The following is a 17,461-nucleotide window of genomic DNA, read 5'->3' as shown; positions in this document are numbered from 1 at the left end:
GGGTGCCCGCCTGATGTCCGAAGCCGCCGCCCCGCCCCGCCCCGCCCGCCCCGCCTCGGCGGTCGGGCACGGCGTGGGGCTGGCGGGACTGGCGGGATCGCTGGCCTGGCTCGGCTTTGCCTGGCACCGCCATCTTGACGGGCCCTATGCCGCGCTGACCCATCTGGTCGCCGTGGCGGTGCCGATGATCCTGTGGTCGCTGCTGGTCGATCGGGTGCATCGCAACCCCTCGACCGGGATCGACTGGGCCAATGTGCGCAAGCCCCGCGAGACGCTGGACATCAGCCTGACCAAGCTGGCCGGTTTCTGGGCGACCTTTGCGGGTATCGCGCTGGTCTACATGACGTTCCGCTTCTATTGGCAGGGCAGCTTCGCCTTTGCCATGTGGTGCCTGGGATGGCTGGCGCCCGTGCTGTTCCTGGGGTCGATCCCCTATGTCCTGTGGCTCGACCGGCGGCTGGTCGAGCCCAGGGACGGTGCGTGGATGCTGGGGGCCTGGCTGACCGGGCAGAAGGGCTTTGCGTGGCCCGCCATCCATGCGCATCTGCGCGCCTGGGGGGTGAAGACCTTTTTCCTAGCCTTCATGCTGGGGGTGGTTCCGGGGGGATTTGCCGCCTTTGTCGACGGCGACCTGCCGACCCTGATGCGCGATCCGGTGGCGCTGGCCAACTGGCTGATCACGCTGATGTTCCTGATCGACGTGGCCTTTGCGACGGTCGGTTATATGCTGACCATGCGACCGCTCGATGCGCATATCCGCTCGGCCAATCCCTATGCGGCGGCGTGGATGGCGGCGCTGATCTGCTACCCGCCGACGATCCTGATGACCGATGGCGGACCGCTCGACTATCGACCCGGCACCGCGCCGTGGAGCCATTGGTTCGCCGGGCATCCGGTGGTGCTGGCCGCGATCGGTGCAGTGCTGGTGGCGCTGACCGCCATCTATGCCTGGGCGACGGTGGCGTTCGGGCTTCGCTTCTCCAACCTGACGCACCGGGGCATCCTGACCCATGGCCCCTATGCGGTGTCGCGGCATCCGGCCTATCTGTCGAAGAACATCTTCTGGTGGATCGCGACCGTGCCCGTCCTGTCGACCGGAAGCTGGGGGGATGCGATGCGCAGCACGCTGCTGCTCGGCGTGGTCAGCGGGATCTATTATTGGCGCGCGAAAACCGAGGAGCGGCATCTGTCGGCCGATCCGGCGTATCGGGATTATGATGACTGGATGGCGCGGTACGGGCTGGTGCCGCGTTTCTTTCGGTGGGTTTCGGGGCGGGGTTGAGCCCTTGGCCTTCGACTTCGCTCAGGCTGAACGGAGGTTTTTCCCTGTGATCCGTTCAGGCTGAGCGAAGTCGAAGCCCAGGCGACTCCCTCAGAAGCTCGCCTCGCCATAGACCCGCGAGATGTCCCCGCCCCATTCGCCGTGATAGCGATCGAGCAGCACCTGCGCGGGCACCTTGCCCGAGCGGACGATCTCGCGCAGCGGGTCGAGGAAGCCGGTCTCGTTATCTCCCGCCCCGTTCAGCCGCCCGCGCGCCGCCAACCCGGCATGGGCGATGTCGAGCACCTCGCCCGCAATGTCGCGCAGCCGCCCGCCGCCCGGCAGCGGGGCATCCAGCGCCAGCTCGGGCACCGCGTCGCGCAGCGCCTGCCGCTCGTCCAGCGACCAGCCCTTGACCAGATCCCAGGCCGCATCGAGCGCCGCATCGTCGTACAGCAATCCGACCCACAGCGCGGGCAGCGCGCAGATGCGGTTCCAGGGACCGCCATCGGCCCCGCGCATCTCGAGGAAGGTCTTCAACCGCACCTCGGGGAAGGCGGTCGACAGATGGTCGTTCCAGTCGTCGATCGTCGGCCGCTCGCCCGGCAGGACCGACAGCTCGCCCTTCAGGAAATCGCGGAAGGACAGCCCGGCCGCGTCGATATATTTGCCGTCGCGGTAGACGAAGTACATCGGCACATCGAGCGCATAGTCGGCATAACGCTCATAGCCGAACCCGTTCTCGAACACGAAGGGCAGCATGCCGGTGCGCGCGGGGTCGGTGTCCGACCAGATATGGCTGCGGAAGGACAGCTTGCCGTTGGGCTTGCCTTCCGTGAAGGGCGAATTGGCGAACAGCGCGGTCGCCAGCGGCTGCAACGCCAGCCCGACGCGGAACTTCTTCACCATGTCGGCCTCGGACGCGTAATCCAGGTTCACCTGGATGGTCGAGGTCCGCAGCATCATGTCGAGCCCGAGCGAGCCGACACGCGGCATGTGGCGCAGCATGATCGCATAGCGCCCCTTGGGCATGATCGGCAGCTCGGCGCGGGTCTTGTCGGGCCACATGCCCAGGCCCAGAAAGCCCAAGCCCAGCGTGTCGCCCGCCGCCTTCACCTGTTGCAAATGGCGGCCCGTCTCGGCACAGGTCTGGTGCAGATTGTCGAGCGGCGCGCCCGACAGCTCGAACTGTCCGGCGGGCTCCAGGCTGATCGAACCGTCCGCGCCGGTCAGCGCGATGACGTTGCCGCCCTCCAGGACCGGGGCCCAGCCATATTGTTCGAGCTGCCCCAGCAGCGCACGGATGCCCGACGCCTCGTCATAGGAGGGGGCATGATGATCGCCCAGCGCATAGACGAACTTCTCGTGCTCGGTGCCGATCCGCCAGCGGTCGCTCGGCTTCTCGCCGCGGGCAAAGCTTGCGATCAGCTGATCGCGCGACTCGATGATGGCGCCCTTGGCGGTGCTCGCGGTCTTGGTGCTCATGAACCGCGCCTTACGCGGGCGCGCGCGGAGACGCCATAGGCTGAATCAACGCCAGTCGCCCGCCGCCGCCATCCAGAGGGACACCGCCGCCGCCGCCGCCGTGTCGGCGCGCAGGATACGCGGCCCCAGGCCGATGCCGATCGCGCCCGGATGCGCGCGGATCGCCGCACGCTCCTCGGCGTCGAAGCCGCCCTCCGGCCCGATCAGGATCGCCGCCGGGCCGTCATGCGCGCGCATCGCCTCCAGCGCGGGCACGCCGCCCGTCTCGTCGGCGAAGAACAGCGCGCGGCCTTCGGGCCAGTCGCGCAGCAGCGCGGGCAGCTTCACCGGCTCGGCCACTTGGGGAAGCGCGGTGCGGCCGCATTGCTCGGCCGCCTCGATCATGTGCGCGCGCAGCCGCTCGGTATTGGGCTTGTCGACCACGGTGCGGCGGGTGACGACGGGGACCAGCCGCGCCACGCCCAGCTCGCACGCCTTTTCGGCCAGCCAGTCGACCCGCCCCTTCTTCAGCGGCGCGGCGCACAGCCACAGATCGGGCACCGCCTCGCGCACACGCAGCAATTCGGTCACGTCCAGCGTCAGGTCGCGCTTGCCGACCGAGGCCGCGACGCCCAGCCATTCGCCGGTCCGGTCGTCGAACAGCTTGACCGGATCGCCGACCTTGGTGCGCATCACCGAGACCAGATAATGCGCGGCGGGTCCGTCGATGCGGATCGGCCCCTCGCCCAGCATCTGGTCGACGAACAGGCGGGGCGTGGATTGCGGCGGCCAGGCGGGAGTAGCGGGCATGGGGTCCGCTTACACGGCTCGCGCGCGGCTTGCCACTTTTGCGGTTTCGGGTGTTTCTTCATGCCAAGGAGGCACGAATGGGCAAGCATTACCAGGAAGAACTCGAGTCGCTGCAACTGGCACTGGTCCGCACCCAGATGGCGATGATGGCCTCGGACGCCCAATCGGACGAGCGTGTCGTCATCGTGCTGGAGGGCCGCGACGGCGCGGGCAAGGACGGGACGATCAAGCGGATCACCGAACATCTCTCGGTCCGCGCGACCCGCGTCGTCGCGCTGCCCAAGCCGTCCGACCGCGAACGCACCCAATGGTATTTCCAGCGCTATGTCGCGCATCTGCCCGCGGCGGGCGAGATCGTGATCTTCAACCGCAGTTGGTACAACCGCGCCGGCGTCGAGGTCGTGATGGGCTTTTCCACCGCCACCGAGCAGGAGGCGTTCCTGCGCGACGCGCCCGATTTCGAACGGATGCTGGTCGAAAGCGGCATCCGGCTGGTCAAGATCTGGCTCGACATCTCGAAGAAGGAGCAGGCCGAACGGCTGGAGGCCAGGCGCACCGATCCGCTCAAGGCGCTGAAGGTGTCCGACATGGACAAGGTCGCACAGGCCAAATGGGCCGAATATTCGGCGGCGCGCGACACGATGCTGACTCGCACCCACACCCCCTTCGCGCCGTGGCATGTGGTGCGCGCCGACGACAAGAAGGACGCGCGGATCGCGATCATCCGCCATATCCTCCACCGCATCGCGCCCGCCAAAATCGCCGACACGGTCGACGCGCCCGACCCCGAACTGCTGTTCGCGTTCGACATGGCCGCGCTGGAGGATGATCGGCTGGCGCGATAGGCGGCGGGGCGCGAGCCGGTGCCCCGGACGCGTGACCGCGGGACGTTTTCGGACAGCCTCTTAGGCCGATCTTTACCAAGACATGGCTTTATCCCGGCAAACGCCCTCATCGAGGATCGACCCCAATGCCTTCCTCCCCGCGGATCGCCGCGACGCTGATCGCTCGGAACGAAGCGCGCTGCATCGCCCGCTGCCTGTCGAGCATCGCCCCCTGGGTCGACCGCATGGTGGTGCTCGACACCGGGTCGACCGACGACACCGTCGCCATCGCCCAGGCGGCGGGGGCGGAGGTGTATCACCTGCCCTGGCCCGACGACTTCGCCGCCGCGCGCAACCATGTGCTGGACCTGGCCGACGCCGACTGGAACTTGGTGCTCGACGCCGACGAGTGGATTCGCGACGGCGGCAAGCGACTGCGCCGCTGGTGCGCCGGGCCGCCGAGGCTGGGCTTTGCCTGTATCGAGAATGCCGTGGAGGGCAGCGCCGACCCGACGCGCTGCTGGATTCCGCGATTGCTGCCGCGCGGCGCCCGTTACGAAGGGCGGGTCCACGAACAGGTCGTCTCCCTCGCTCCCCAGGCGCGCATCCCGCTGCACATCGGCCATGACGGCTATCTTGCCGCCCAGAAGGCCAGGAAGCGCGACCGCAACTATGCGCTGCTGCTGCGCGAACTCGCCGAGCAGCCGAACAATCCCTATCTGATGTTCCAGTTCGGCATGGAGGCCCAGGCGCGCCGCGACCTGCCGATGGCATGCGATTATGTGATGCGCGCGCTGGCGACGGCCCCGCGCGAGGCGGGATGGCGCCATGCCCTGGTCACCGCCGCCATCCCGCTCCTCTCCTGCGCGGGGCGGCTGCCCGATGCGGTGGCGCTGGCCGATGCCGAATTCGGACAATGGCCCGAGTCGCCCGATTATTTCTATGTGCTGGGGGATGTGCTGTTCGACCAGGCGATGGCCGATCCGGCACAGGCGATCGGCCATTGGCTGCCCCTCGCGCAAAGCGCATGGGAACGCTGTCTCGCCATCGGCGAGCGTCCCGATCTGGACGGCAGCGTCGCCGGGCGCGGCAGCCATCTGGCGCAGCAGAGCCTCGACATCGTCCGCTCGCAACTGGCGACGCTGGCGGCCTAAGGCGGATCGACATTCAGTATTGCCCCTTCTTCCCTCTCCCCTGTCCAGGGGCGAGGGAAGGAAGGGATCGGCCCTAGCGCCGCCGCCGGATCAGCCACCAGGCCAGCGCGAGGGCGAGCGCCACGGCCAGTACGACGCCGCCCACCATCCCCGCCACGCGCAGGATCGCCCAGAACAGGGCCTCGACGAAGCGGCCGACCGCGACCGACAGGCCGATCATGAAACGGAAGATGACGGGAGGATCACCGACGCAGGATAGCCGCGAACGGGCTTGCACGCCACGGGTCGCCCCCATAGGCGATGCGAATGACCATCGAGATCGTACCCGATAGCGAGCATAAGGGACTGGTCGGGCGGTTGCCGCCCCGCCTGCGCGGGCTGGCGCTGCTGGCCCGGTTCGACCGGCCGATCGGCTGGTGGCTGTTGTTCTGGCCCGGCGTCTGGGCGATCGCGCTGGCGGGCGGCCTGCCGGATCGCTGGCCGCTGATCCTGTGGTTCCTGCTCGGCTCGATCGCGATGCGCGGCGCGGGCTGCGTCTTTAACGACATTGTCGACCGCGACCTCGACGCGCAGGTCGCCCGAACCCGTGCGCGGCCCATCCCCTCCGGCCTGGTATCGGTGAAGCTGGCCGCGATCTGGCTGGTCGCGCTCTGCCTGATCGGGCTGGTCGTGCTGGTGCAGCTGCGCCCGCTGGCCGCCATCGTCGCGCTCGCCAGCCTGGCGCCCGTCGCTGCCTATCCCTTCATGAAGCGGATCACCTGGTGGCCGCAGGCCTGGCTGGGCATGGTGTTCAGCTGGGCCGCGCTGGTCGGCTGGGCCGAGGTGGCGGGCGCGCTCTCCGCGCCGCTCTGGCTGCTCTATGCCGGGTCGATCGCCTGGGTGATCGGCTATGACACCATCTATGCGCTGCAGGACCGCGAGGACGATGCGCTGATCGGCGTGCGTTCCTCGGCACTGCGCATGGGGGCCTATGTGAAGCCGGGCGTGGGCGCCTTCTATGCGGTGGCGCTGCTGTGCTGGGCGGGGGCGATCTGGCTGGTGCGGCCGGACGTGCTGGCGGTCGCCGCGCTGGTGCCGGTGGCGCTGCATCTGGGGTGGCAGGTCGCGACGCTGACGCCCGATGACGGCGCCGGGGCGCTGTACCGGTTCCGGTCGAACCGCTTCGCCGGGCTGCTGATGGCGCTGGCCTGTGCGGTGGTGGGGTCGTCCCTCTGATTCCTCCCCTGCAAGGGGAGGTGGCGCGCGCAGCGCGTCGGAGGGGTGTCCCCCTCTCGGTAGCGCGACACCCCTCCGTCAGGGCTTCGCCCTGCCACCTCCCCTTGCAGGGGAGGAATTGAAAACCCTCGCCAAACTTACCCAGCGCAACGCTTTGGCGGGTTGTCGCGTTGCGGAAACTCCGTCACATCTGAAGGTCGATGACCGTAGCCACGCCCGCCACCCGCTCGCTTGCCGAAAGCCATCGTTCGATCGCCATTCCGGAAGGCGCGTCCTTCCTGCGGCGGTTGTTCGCCTTTGCGGGGCCGGGCTATCTGGTCGCGGTCGGCTATATGGACCCCGGCAACTGGGCGACCGACATCGCGGGCGGATCGGCCTATGGCTATGCGCTGCTGTCGGTCATCCTGCTGTCCAACATCATGGCGATGATCCTCCAGGCGCTGTCGGCGCGGCTGGGCATCGCCGCCGGGCTGGACCTGGCGCAGGCGTGCCGGGCGGCCTATTCCAAGCCGGTCTCTCGCATCCTGTGGCTGCTGTGCGAGATCGCGATCATCGCCTGCGACCTGGCCGAGGTGCTGGGCACCGCCATCGCGTTGCAACTGCTGTTCGACCTGCCGCTGGTCTGGGGCGTGCTGATTACCGGATTCGACGTCTTCCTGATCCTCGCGCTCCAGCGTTACGGCTTCCGCAAGGTCGAGGCGTTCATCATCGCGCTCCTCCTCATCATCGGCGGCTGCTTCCTCTATGAGCTGATCGCCTCGCGCCCCGATCCCGGCGCGGTGCTGGCGGGGTTCGTGCCCACGACGCGGATCGTGACCGATCCGGCGATGCTGTACATCGCCATCGGCATCCTCGGCGCGACGGTGATGCCGCACAATCTCTACCTCCACTCCTCGGTGGTGCAGACCCGCGCCTTCGGCCTGACGACCGAGGGCAAGCGCGACGCCATAAAGATGGCGACGATCGACAGCACGGTGGCGCTGTTCTTCGCCTTCTTCATCAATGCCGCGATCCTGATCGTGGCGGCGGCGACCTTCCATGTCGCGGGCCGCACCGACGTCGCCGAGATCGACCAGGCCTATCGCCTGCTCGCCCCCATGCTGGGTGCGGGCGCGGCGAGCGTGGTGTTCGGCGTGGCGCTGCTCGCCTCGGGCCAGAATTCGACCGTGACGGGGACGCTGGCGGGGCAGATCGTGATGGAGGGTTTCCTCGACCTCCGGCTCGCGCCCTGGCTGCGGCGGCTGATCACCCGCGGTCTCGCGATCATTCCCGCCGTGCTGGTCGTCGGCGCCAGCGGCCAGGCGGGGGCGACCAGGCTCCTCGTGCTCAGCCAGGTGATCCTCAGCCTGCAACTGCCCTTCGCCGTGGTGCCGCTGGTCCGCTTCACCGCGAACAAGGCCATGATGGGGCCGTTCGCCAGCCCGGTCTGGCTGCGCATCCTGGCCTGGATCATCGCGGCGACGATCATCGTCCTCAACCTCACCCTGCTATGGGGAATCGCCACCGGCTGAATGGTTTCGCGGTGGCGAGAGGTTGGCGCGTGACTTCGGATCGGGCCCCGTTAATCTGGCGAGAACTGGGACACAGGGATCGCCGAATCAATGACGACCACCATCACCACCCTGCACGTCGACGATACCGGGCCGCTGGCCGATGCGATCGTCGACACGCTGGTCCACCGGATCGGCAAGGATGCCGCCAATGCCCGCCGCCACGACTGGCTGGCCGCGACCATCCTGACCGTGCGCAACGACATCATCGAACGCTGGATGGCGTCCACCCGCGAAGCGCATGCGGCGGGCGCCAAGCGAGTCTATTATCTCAGCTTGGAATTCCTGATCGGGCGGCTCCTGCGCGACGCTTTGTCCAATCTGGGGGTGATGGCGCAGGTCGCGGGCGCGCTCCAGTCGCTGGGCGTCGACCTGGCCGATCTGGAGGAGATGGAACCCGACGCCGCGCTGGGCAATGGCGGCCTGGGACGGCTGGCGGCGTGCTTCATGGAAAGCCTCGCCAGCCTCGACCTGCCCGCTTACGGCTATGGCATCCGCTATGTGAACGGCATGTTCCGCCAGCGGATCGACGATGGCTGGCAGGTCGAGCTGCCCGAGACCTGGCTGAGCCACGGCAACCCCTGGGAGTTCGAACGTCGCGAGAGCGCCTATTTCGTCGGCTTCGGCGGCGAGGTGGTGGGCACCGAGACGGGCGCGGTCCACTGGAAGCCGGGCGAGGCGATCGAGGCGATCGCGGTCGACACCCCCGTCGTCGGCTGGCGCGGCAAGCGGGTCAACACGCTGCGGCTATGGACCGCGCAGGCGATCGACCCCATCCGGCTCGATCGGTTCAACGCGGGCGATTATACCGGCGCGCTGGCGGGGCAGTTGGCGGCGGAGACGCTGGTCCGCATCCTCTACCCCTCGGACAGCTCGCCCGCCGGCCAGGAACTGCGGCTGCGGCAGGAATATTTCTTCTCCTCCGCCTCGATCCAGGACATCGTCCGGCGGCATATCCAGTATTTCCACGACATCCGCACCCTGCCCGACAAGGCGGCGATCCAGCTGAACGACACCCATCCGGCAGTGTCGGTCGCCGAGCTGATGCGGCTGCTGATCGATCATCACGACCTGGGGTTCGAACAGGCGTGGGACATCACCCGCCGCACCTTCGGCTATACCAACCACACGCTGCTGCCCGAGGCGCTGGAAAGCTGGCCGCTGCACCTGTTCGAGCGGCTGCTGCCGCGCCACATGCAGCTGATCTATGCGATCAACGCCAAGCTGCTGCGCGAGGCGCGGGCGATGGAAGGCGTGGACGACCGCGCCATCGCCGCGATCAGCCTGATCGACGAGAGCGGCGAGCGCCGGGTGCGCATGGCGAACCTGGCCTTTGCGGGCAGCCACAGCGTCAACGGCGTCGCCGCGCTGCATACCGAATTGATGAAGAAGACGGTCTTCGCCGACCTGCACCACCTCTATCCGACGCGGATCAACAACAAGACCAACGGCATCACCCCGCGCCGCTGGTTGCAGCAATGCAACCCGCAGCTGACCGCACTGATCCGCGAGGCGATCGGGCCAGGCTTCGAGGATGACGCGGAAAAACTGATAGCGCTCACGGAATTTGCGGACGACGCGAATTTCAGGGAACGGTTTCTTGCCATCAAACGTTCCAACAAGGTGGGGCTGGCAAATTATCTCAAAGAGTCGACCGGGTTGCGTGTGGACCCCGATGCGCTGTTCGACGTCCAGATCAAACGCATCCACGAATATAAGCGCCAGTTGCTGAACATCATCGAGACGGTAGCGCTCTACGACCAGATTCGCAGCCATCCGGAGCGCGACTGGACGCCGCGCGTCAAGCTGTTCGCGGGCAAGGCGGCGTCGAGCTATCACAATGCCAAGCTGGTCATCAAACTGGCCAACGACGTCGCCCGCCGCGTAAATTCGGACCCCAGCGTCGGACATCTGCTGAAGGTCGGCTTCGTGCCCAACTACAATGTCAGCCTGGCCGAGAAGATCATCCCGGCCGCCGACCTGTCCGAGCAGATCTCGACCGCGGGGATGGAGGCGTCCGGCACCGGCAACATGAAGTTCGCGCTCAATGGCGCGCTGACCATCGGTACGCTCGACGGCGCCAATGTCGAGATCAAGGAGCATGTCGGCGACGATCATATCGTCATCTTCGGCCTGACCGCCGACGAGGTCGCCGCCAAGCGCCGCGACGGTTACAATCCGCGCGAGGTGATCGAGAACAGCCCGGAACTGCGCCAGGCCGTCTCCGCCATCGCCTCGGGCGTGTTCTCGCCCGACGATCCCGGCCGTTATGCCGGGCTGATGGGCGGGCTGTATGACGGCGACTGGTTCATGGTCGCCGCCGATTTCGATGCCTATGCCGCCGCGCAGCGCCAGGTCGATGCCCGCTGGCAGGACCAGGCGGGCTGGGCGACCTCGGCCATCCACAATGTCGCGAAAGTCGGATGGTTCTCCTCCGATCGCACCATCCGGCAATATGCCGAGGAAATCTGGAACGTGATGTGAAGCCACCCCGTGCCGCTCTGGAAGCCCTGATCGAGGGCCGCAACGCCGATCCCTTCGCGTTGCTGGGACCTCATCAGGGACCGGGCGGCACGTTCCTTCGCGCCGTGGTGCCGGGGGCGGAACGGGTGACCGCCTTCGACCTGGCGGGCAACCGGCTGGGCGAACTGAAGCAGGTCGATGCGCGCGGGCTGTTCGAGGGCGCGGTGACGGGCGAGCCGCAGCCGGTCAAATATTGCGCCAGCGGACACGGCGCGGAATGGTGGATCACCGATCCCTACAGCTTCGGCCCGGTGCTGGGGCCGCTCGACGATTTCCTGATGGGCGAAGGCAATCACTTCCGCCTCTATGACAAGATGGGCGCGCACCTGATCGAGCATCAGGGCGTGGCGGGCGTCCACTTCGCGGTCTGGGCCCCCAATGCCGAGCGGGTGGCGGTGGTCGGCGACTTCAACGACTGGAACCCCGGCCGCCATGTCATGCGCCGCCGCCTGGATGTCGGCGTCTGGGAAATCTTCATCCCCGATATCGGCGAGGGGCGCGCCTACAAGTTCGCGATCCACGGGCCCCACGGCGCCGAACAGCCGATGAAGGCCGACCCCTTCGCCTTCGCCGCCGAACTCCGCCCCAAGACCGCCTCGATCACCACCGCCCCGCCCGAGCATCGCTGGCAGGACAAGGAGCATCGCGAGCATTGGGCGGGCGTCGATCCGCGCCGCGTGCCGATCAGCATCTATGAGGTCCATGCCGGATCCTGGGACCGCGACGAGAATGGCTGGTATCTCGGCTGGGACGCGCTGGCCGACCGGCTGATCCCCTATGTGGTCGAGATGGGGTTCACCCATATCGAATTCCTGCCCATTTCCGAGCATCCTTACGACCCCAGCTGGGGCTATCAGACGACCGGCCTCTACGCCCCCTCGGCGCGGTTCGGCGATGTGGAGGGGTTTTCGCGCTTCGTCGACGGCGCGCACCGGGCCGGGATCGGCGTGATCCTCGACTGGGTGCCCGCGCACTTCCCCACCGACGCGCACGGCCTGTCGCATTTCGACGGCACCGCACTCTACGAGCATGAGGACCCGCGCCAGGGTTTCCACCCCGACTGGAACACCGCCATCTATAATTTCGGGCGGCGCGAGGTTTCGAGCTTCCTGGTCAACAACGCGCTCTTCTGGCCCGAGCGTTACCATATCGACGGCCTGCGCGTGGATGCCGTCGCCTCGATGCTGTACCGCGATTACAGCCGCAAGGACGGCGAATGGGTGCCCAACGAACAGGGCGGCCGCGAGAATTGGGAAGCGGTCGAGTTTCTCCGCCAGGTCAACCGACAGGTGTACGGCCAGCATCCCGGCGTCTTCACCGTGGCCGAGGAATCGACCGCCTGGCCCGGCGTCTCCGCCCCCGCGCATGACGGTGGGCTGGGCTTCGGGTTCAAGTGGAACATGGGCTTCATGCACGACACGCTCCAATATATGGCGCGCGAGCCGGTGCATCGGCGGCACCATCATGGCGAGATCCTGTTCGGGCTGCATTACGCATTCGACGAGAATTTCGTCCTGCCGCTCAGCCATGACGAGGTGGTGCACGGCAAGGGCAGCCTGTTGACCAAGATGGCGGGCGACGATTGGCAGAAATTCGCCAATCTGCGCGCCTATTACGCCTTCATGTGGGGCTATCCCGGCAAGAAGCTGCTGTTCATGGGCCAGGAATTCGCCCAGCGCGAGGAATGGTCGGAGGCGCGCGCGCTCGACTGGCATCTGCGCACCAGCCATGCGCATGAGGGCGTCCGCTCGCTGGTCCGCGACCTCAACCATCTCTACCGCGAGACGCCCGCGCTCCACGCCCGCGATTGCGAGCCCGAGGGGTTCGAATGGCTGGTCGCCGACGACAGCGCGCATTCGGTCTTCGCCTGGCTGCGCAAGGCGCCGGGCGAGAAGCCGGTCGCGGTCGTCGCCAACATGACCCCGGTCGCCCGCGCGCCCTATCGCCTGCCGCTGCCGCATGACGGCCGCTGGACCGAGGTGCTGAACTCCGACGCGGCGCAATATTGGGGATCGGGGCTGGGCAATATGGGGGGCGTGGATGCCAGCGACGGCGCGGCCTGGATCACCCTGCCGCCGCTCGCCACCGTCATCCTGCGGTTCGACGGATGATCCAGATTTAGACCTTTTCACGAATATCAACGCGTGGCCGGCGCGTTGCGATACGGACAGAAGAATGGGAGACGGACGATGGACCTGAGGCGCGGACAACCGCTGGCGCGCGATGCCATGGCCTATGTGCTGGCGGGCGGCCGCGGCAGTCGCCTGATGGAGATGACCGATACCCGCGCCAAGCCCGCCGTCTATTTCGGCGGCAAGGCGCGGATCATCGACTTCGCCTTGTCCAACGCGATCAACTCGGGCATTCGCCGCATCGGCGTTGCGACCCAGTACAAGGCGCATTCGCTGATCCGCCACCTTCAGCGCGGCTGGAACTTCCTGCGCGACGAACGCAACGAGAGCTTCGACATCCTGCCCGCCAGCCAGCGGATCAGCGAATTTCAATGGTATGAGGGCACCGCCGACGCGGTGTTCCAGAATATCGACATCATCGAGAGCTATGCGCCCGAATTCATGGTCATCCTGGCGGGCGACCATGTCTACAAGATGGACTATGAGCTGATGCTCCAGCAGCATTGCGACAGTGGCGCCGACGTCACCGTCGCCTGTCTGGAGGTGACGCGGACCGAGGCGAGCGCGTTCGGCGTGATGCATGTGGATGAGAGCGACCGCATCGTCGATTTCGTCGAAAAACCCGCCGATCCGCCCTCCATCCCCGGCAATCCGGACGTGTCGTTGGCGTCGCTGGGCATCTATGTCTTCCGCACCGCCTTCCTGTTCGAACAGCTGCGCCGCGATGCCGAGACGCCGGGGTCGAGCCGCGACTTCGGCAAGGACATCATCCCCTATCTGGTCGCGCACGGCAAAGCCCAGGCGCACCGCTTCTCCGCCTCCTGCGTCCGCTCCAGCGACGAGCCCGGCGCCTATTGGCGCGATGTCGGCACGGTCGACGCCTATTGGGAAGCGAGCCTCGACCTGACCGACGTGGTGCCGCAGCTCGACCTGTACGACCGCAGCTGGCCGCTCTGGACCTATGCCGAGATCACGCCCCCCGCCAAGTTCGTCCATGATATCGACGGACGGCGCGGATCGGCGGTGGCCAGCCTGGTCGCGGGCGACTGCATCGTCTCGGGATCGTCCATCCACCGCTCGCTGCTGTCGACGGGCGTGCGCACCCACAGCTTCGCGATGCTGGACGAGGCGGTGGTCCTGCCCTTCTGCCATATCGGGCGCGGCGCGCGGCTGCGGCGGGTGATCCTGGATCGCGGCGTCAGGATACCCGACGGGCTGGTGGTCGGCGACGATCCGGTACTCGACGGACAGCGTTTCCGGCGCACCGACAAGGGCATCTGCCTCATCACCCAGCCGATGATCGACCGTCTGGCCAACTGAAAGTCCCCATGACCCTCTCTGTCCTGTCGGTCGCCTCGGAAGCGTTCCCGCTCATCAAGACCGGCGGCCTCGCCGATGTCGTGGGGGCGCTGCCCGAGGCGCTCAGCCCCCACGACATCGCCGTCACCACGCTGATCCCCGGCTTTCCCAAGGTCATGCGCGCGATCGGCGACGCACCGCGCGTGCATCACTTCCCGCACATCATCGGCACCGAGGCCTGGCTGCGCGAGGCCAGGATCGGCGAGCACCGGCTGCTCGTCATCGACGCCCCCCATCTCTATGAGCGCGAGGGGCTTCCCTATGTCGATACCGACGGCCATGACTGGCACGACAATTGGCGGCGTTTCGCGGTGCTGGCGCGCGCGGGCGCCGACCTCGCCTCGGGCGCGGTGCCGGGCTATGACTTCGACCTGCTCCACGCGCATGACTGGCAGGCGGCGCTGGCCCCGGCCTTTCTCCATTATGCCCCCGGCCCCGGCAAGGTCGCCAAGAGCATCGTCACCATCCACAATATCGCCTTTCAGGGCTCGTTCGCGGCGCACCACTTCCCCGATCTGGGGCTGCCGCCTTATGCGTGGAGCGTCGACGGCGTCGAATATTACGGCCAGATCGGCTATCTGAAGGCGGGACTGCGCACCGCCGATGCGATCACCACGGTCAGCCCGACCTACGCCGAGGAAATCCACCGGCCGCAATATGGCATGGGGCTGGAAGGGCTGATCGCCGCCCGCGCCGAATGCGTCAGCGGGATCGTCAACGGCATCGACCCCGCCATCTGGAGCCCCAGGGCCGACGCCGCGCTGCCCGCCCCCTTCACCGTCGACACGCTGGACGATCGCGTCGCCAACAAGCGCGCGGTCGAGGAGCAGTTCGGGCTGGAGCGGGATGACGGCCCGATCTTCACCGTCATCAGCCGCCTGACCTGGCAAAAGGGCATGGACCTGCTGGTCGAGGTCATCGACGATCTGGTCGCGATGGGCGGACGGCTGGTCGTGCTGGGCACCGGCGACCCGGCGCTGGAGATCGCCTTCGCCACCGCCGCGCTGCGCCATTCCGGCCGCGTCTCGGTGCGCATCGGTTATGACGAGCCGGTCTCGCACCTGCTGCAAGGGGGCTGCGACGCGATCATCATCCCCTCTCGCTTCGAGCCGTGCGGGCTGACCCAGCTTTACGGCCTGGCCTATGGCTGCGTGCCCGTGGTCGCGCGGACCGGCGGGCTGGCCGACACGATCATCGACGCCAACGAGGCCGCCTTGGCCGCGGGCGTGGCGACCGGCCTTCAGTTCGACGACATGACCCCCGACAATATCGTCGCGGCGCTGCGTCGCACAATGAGACTCTATGCCGATCAAGACCAATGGCGTACCATTCAGGTGAATGGCATGAATGCCGATTATAGCTGGCACCATAGCGGCCGCCACTATGCCGAACTCTACCGATCCGTCTTGGGGGACCAATGATCAAGACCGTCGCGACTCAGCCCTATCTCGACCAGAAGCCGGGCACCTCGGGCCTGCGCAAGAAGGTGCGGGTGTTCCAGCAACCCCATTACGCCGAGAATTTCGTCCAGTCGGTCTTCGACGCGCTGGGCGATGAGAAGACCGGCCAGACGCTGGTCATCGGCGGTGACGGCCGCTTCCTGAACCGCGAGGTGATCCAGGTGGCGATCCGCATGGCCGCGGCGAACGGCTTTGCCCGCGTCGTGGTCGGCCAGGGCGGCATCCTGTCGACCCCGGCGGCCAGCAACGTGATCCGCCAGCGCAAGGCGCTGGGCGGCCTGGTGCTGTCGGCCAGCCACAATCCGGGCGGGCCGGACGAGGATTTCGGCATCAAGTACAATATCTCCAATGGCGGCCCCGCCCCGGAGAAGGTGACCGACGCGATCCACGCCAACACCAAGGCGATCAGCCGCTGGCTGACCGTCGAGGCGGCGGACATCGACCTCGACACGCTGGGCGAGGTGACGGTCGGCGACATGACGGTCGAGGTGATCGACTCGGTCGCCGATTATGCCGCGCTGATGGAGAGCCTGTTCGACTTCGCCGCGATCCAAAAGGCGGTCGAGGGCGGCTTCACCATGTCGTTCGACGCGATGAGCGCGGTGACCGGCCCCTATGCGACCGAGATCCTGGAAAAGCGGCTGGGCTTCGCGCCCGGCACCGTGCGCAACGGCACGCCGCTCCCCGATTTCGGCGGGCATCATCCCGACCCCAATCTGGTCCATGCCAAGGAACTCTACGACCGGATGATGGCGGCCGACGCGCCCGATTTCGGCGCGGCCTCGGATGGGGACGGCGACCGCAATCTCATCATCGGGCGCGGGCGCTTCATCACGCCCTCGGACAGCCTGGCGATGCTGGCGGCGAACGCGCATCTGGCGCCTGCCTATGCCGGTGGGCTGAAGGGTATCGCCCGTTCGATGCCGACCAGCGCCGCCGCCGACCGGGTGGCCGAGAAGCTGGGCATCCCGGCCTATGAGACGCCCACGGGGTGGAAATTCTTCGGCAACCTGCTCGATGCGGGGATGGCGACGATCTGCGGCGAGGAGAGCGCAGGGACCGGCTCGGACCATGTGCGCGAGAAGGACGGGCTGTGGGCGGTGCTGCTCTGGCTCAACATCCTTGCCGCTTCGGGCAAGTCGGTTGACCAGATCGCTCGCGATCACTGGGCGACCTATGGCCGCAATTACTATGCGCGCCACGACTATGAGGGTGTCGAGAGCGAGCGCGCCGATGCGCTGATGGCCGATCTGCGCGCCAAGCTGGCGACTCTGCCGGGCGAGAGTTTCGCCGGGCTGACGGTCGAGACGGCGGACGACTTTGCCTATACCGACCCGACCGACCAGTCGGTCAGCCGCAACCAGGGCATTCGCGTGCTGTTCGAAGGCGGCAGCCGCGTGGTGTTCCGCCTGTCGGGCACCGGCACCAGCGGTGCGACCTTGCGCGTCTATCTGGAGCGTTACTCGGCCGACGAACTCGACCGCGAGACGCCCGAGATGCTCGCCGACATCATCGCGGCGGCGGACGAGATCGCCGGCATCACCCAGCATACCGGCCGCACCGAACCCGATGTGGTGACGTGATCCCACCTTCTTCCTCCCCTGCAAGGGGAGGTGGCAGTCCGCAGGACTGACGGAGGGGTGCCACCATCAGCGGGGACACCCCTCCACCACCGCTTCGCGGCGGTCCCCCTCCCCTTACAGGAGAGG

General features: G+C 67.3%; 13 protein-coding genes. 10 read left to right on the top strand and 3 right to left on the bottom strand.

The annotated features are described in order from the left end of the window. The first annotated feature begins 13 nt into the window (after positions 1-13). Positions 14-1,282, top strand: coding sequence for a methyltransferase family protein (locus ACFX59_RS10120; protein ID WP_387432103.1), 1,269 nt, complete (start codon positions 14-16; stop codon positions 1,280-1,282). Positions 1,283-1,372: 90 nt separating this feature from the next. Here the strand turns inward: ACFX59_RS10120 and ACFX59_RS10115 are convergent, their stop codons facing one another. Together ACFX59_RS10115 and ACFX59_RS10110 are read right to left on the bottom strand one after the other, a co-directional pair. Continuing rightward, on the bottom strand, positions 1,373-2,746 hold the full coding sequence (locus tag ACFX59_RS10115) for a glutamate--cysteine ligase (protein WP_387432100.1): 1,374 nt from the start codon (positions 2,744-2,746) through the stop codon (positions 1,373-1,375). Positions 2,747-2,791: 45 nt separating this feature from the next. After that, a complete protein-coding gene (locus tag ACFX59_RS10110) occupies positions 2,792-3,535 on the bottom strand; it encodes a 16S rRNA (uracil(1498)-N(3))-methyltransferase (RefSeq protein WP_387432098.1) in 744 nt (247 codons plus the stop codon). A gap of 77 nt (positions 3,536-3,612) precedes the next feature. Between ACFX59_RS10110 and ppk2 the strand changes: the two genes are divergently transcribed. Together ppk2 and ACFX59_RS10100 are read left to right on the top strand one after the other, a co-directional pair. After that, positions 3,613-4,380 carry a polyphosphate kinase 2 gene (gene ppk2, locus ACFX59_RS10105; RefSeq protein WP_387432095.1) on the top strand — a complete coding sequence of 256 codons (768 nt, stop codon included), beginning with the start codon at positions 3,613-3,615 and terminating at the stop codon, positions 4,378-4,380. Between the two features lie 125 nt (positions 4,381-4,505). Further along, positions 4,506-5,513 carry a glycosyltransferase gene (locus ACFX59_RS10100; protein ID WP_387432093.1) on the top strand — a complete coding sequence of 336 codons (1,008 nt, stop codon included), beginning with the start codon at positions 4,506-4,508 and terminating at the stop codon, positions 5,511-5,513. A 73-nt stretch (positions 5,514-5,586) separates the two neighbouring features. On the opposite strand, the gene ACFX59_RS10095 is transcribed toward ACFX59_RS10100, so the two are convergent. Next, complete coding sequence (locus tag ACFX59_RS10095) at positions 5,587-5,790, bottom strand: hypothetical protein (RefSeq protein WP_387432091.1); 204 nt, start codon at positions 5,788-5,790, stop codon at positions 5,587-5,589. A gap of 29 nt (positions 5,791-5,819) precedes the next feature. Here ACFX59_RS10095 and ubiA point away from each other — a divergent pair, with 29 nt between their 5' ends. The 7 genes from ubiA to ACFX59_RS10060 all read left to right on the top strand — a co-directional run bounded on the left by ubiA (position 5,820) and on the right by ACFX59_RS10060 (position 17,335). Next, complete coding sequence (gene ubiA / locus ACFX59_RS10090; RefSeq protein ID WP_387432088.1) at positions 5,820-6,728, top strand: 4-hydroxybenzoate octaprenyltransferase; 909 nt, start codon at positions 5,820-5,822, stop codon at positions 6,726-6,728. 200 nt (positions 6,729-6,928) lie between these two features. Then, entirely contained in the window at positions 6,929-8,239 is a 1,311-nt protein-coding gene (locus tag ACFX59_RS10085; RefSeq protein ID WP_309692582.1) for an Nramp family divalent metal transporter, read from the top strand. Positions 8,240-8,329: 90 nt separating this feature from the next. Then, a complete protein-coding gene (locus ACFX59_RS10080) occupies positions 8,330-10,762 on the top strand; it encodes a glycogen/starch/alpha-glucan phosphorylase (protein ID WP_387432086.1) in 2,433 nt (810 codons plus the stop codon). Beyond that, positions 10,759-12,912 carry a 1,4-alpha-glucan branching protein GlgB gene (gene glgB, locus ACFX59_RS10075; RefSeq protein ID WP_387432084.1) on the top strand — a complete coding sequence of 718 codons (2,154 nt, stop codon included), beginning with the start codon at positions 10,759-10,761 and terminating at the stop codon, positions 12,910-12,912. Before ACFX59_RS10080 ends, glgB begins: the two co-directional genes overlap by 4 nt. A 78-nt stretch (positions 12,913-12,990) precedes the next feature. Continuing rightward, positions 12,991-14,253 (top strand): glucose-1-phosphate adenylyltransferase, encoded by a 1,263-nt coding sequence (glgC, locus tag ACFX59_RS10070; RefSeq protein ID WP_387432081.1) that lies wholly within the window; start codon positions 12,991-12,993, stop codon positions 14,251-14,253. Positions 14,254-14,261: 8 nt separating this feature from the next. Next, the gene (glgA, locus tag ACFX59_RS10065) at positions 14,262-15,713 is read left to right on the top strand and encodes a glycogen synthase GlgA (RefSeq protein WP_307102803.1); all 1,452 of its coding nucleotides are present in this window, start codon (positions 14,262-14,264) and stop codon (positions 15,711-15,713) included. Next, positions 15,710-17,335, top strand: coding sequence for an alpha-D-glucose phosphate-specific phosphoglucomutase (locus ACFX59_RS10060; RefSeq protein WP_387432078.1), 1,626 nt, complete (start codon positions 15,710-15,712; stop codon positions 17,333-17,335). The genes glgA and ACFX59_RS10060 overlap by 4 nt, the downstream gene beginning before the upstream one ends. Positions 17,336-17,461: the final 126 nt, after the last annotated feature.

This window comes from Sphingomonas sp. NCPPB 2930 (assembly GCF_042867205.1).
Lineage (GTDB): Bacteria > Pseudomonadota > Alphaproteobacteria > Sphingomonadales > Sphingomonadaceae > Sphingomonas.
This window is presented reverse-complemented; position numbering and strand designations above follow the sequence as displayed.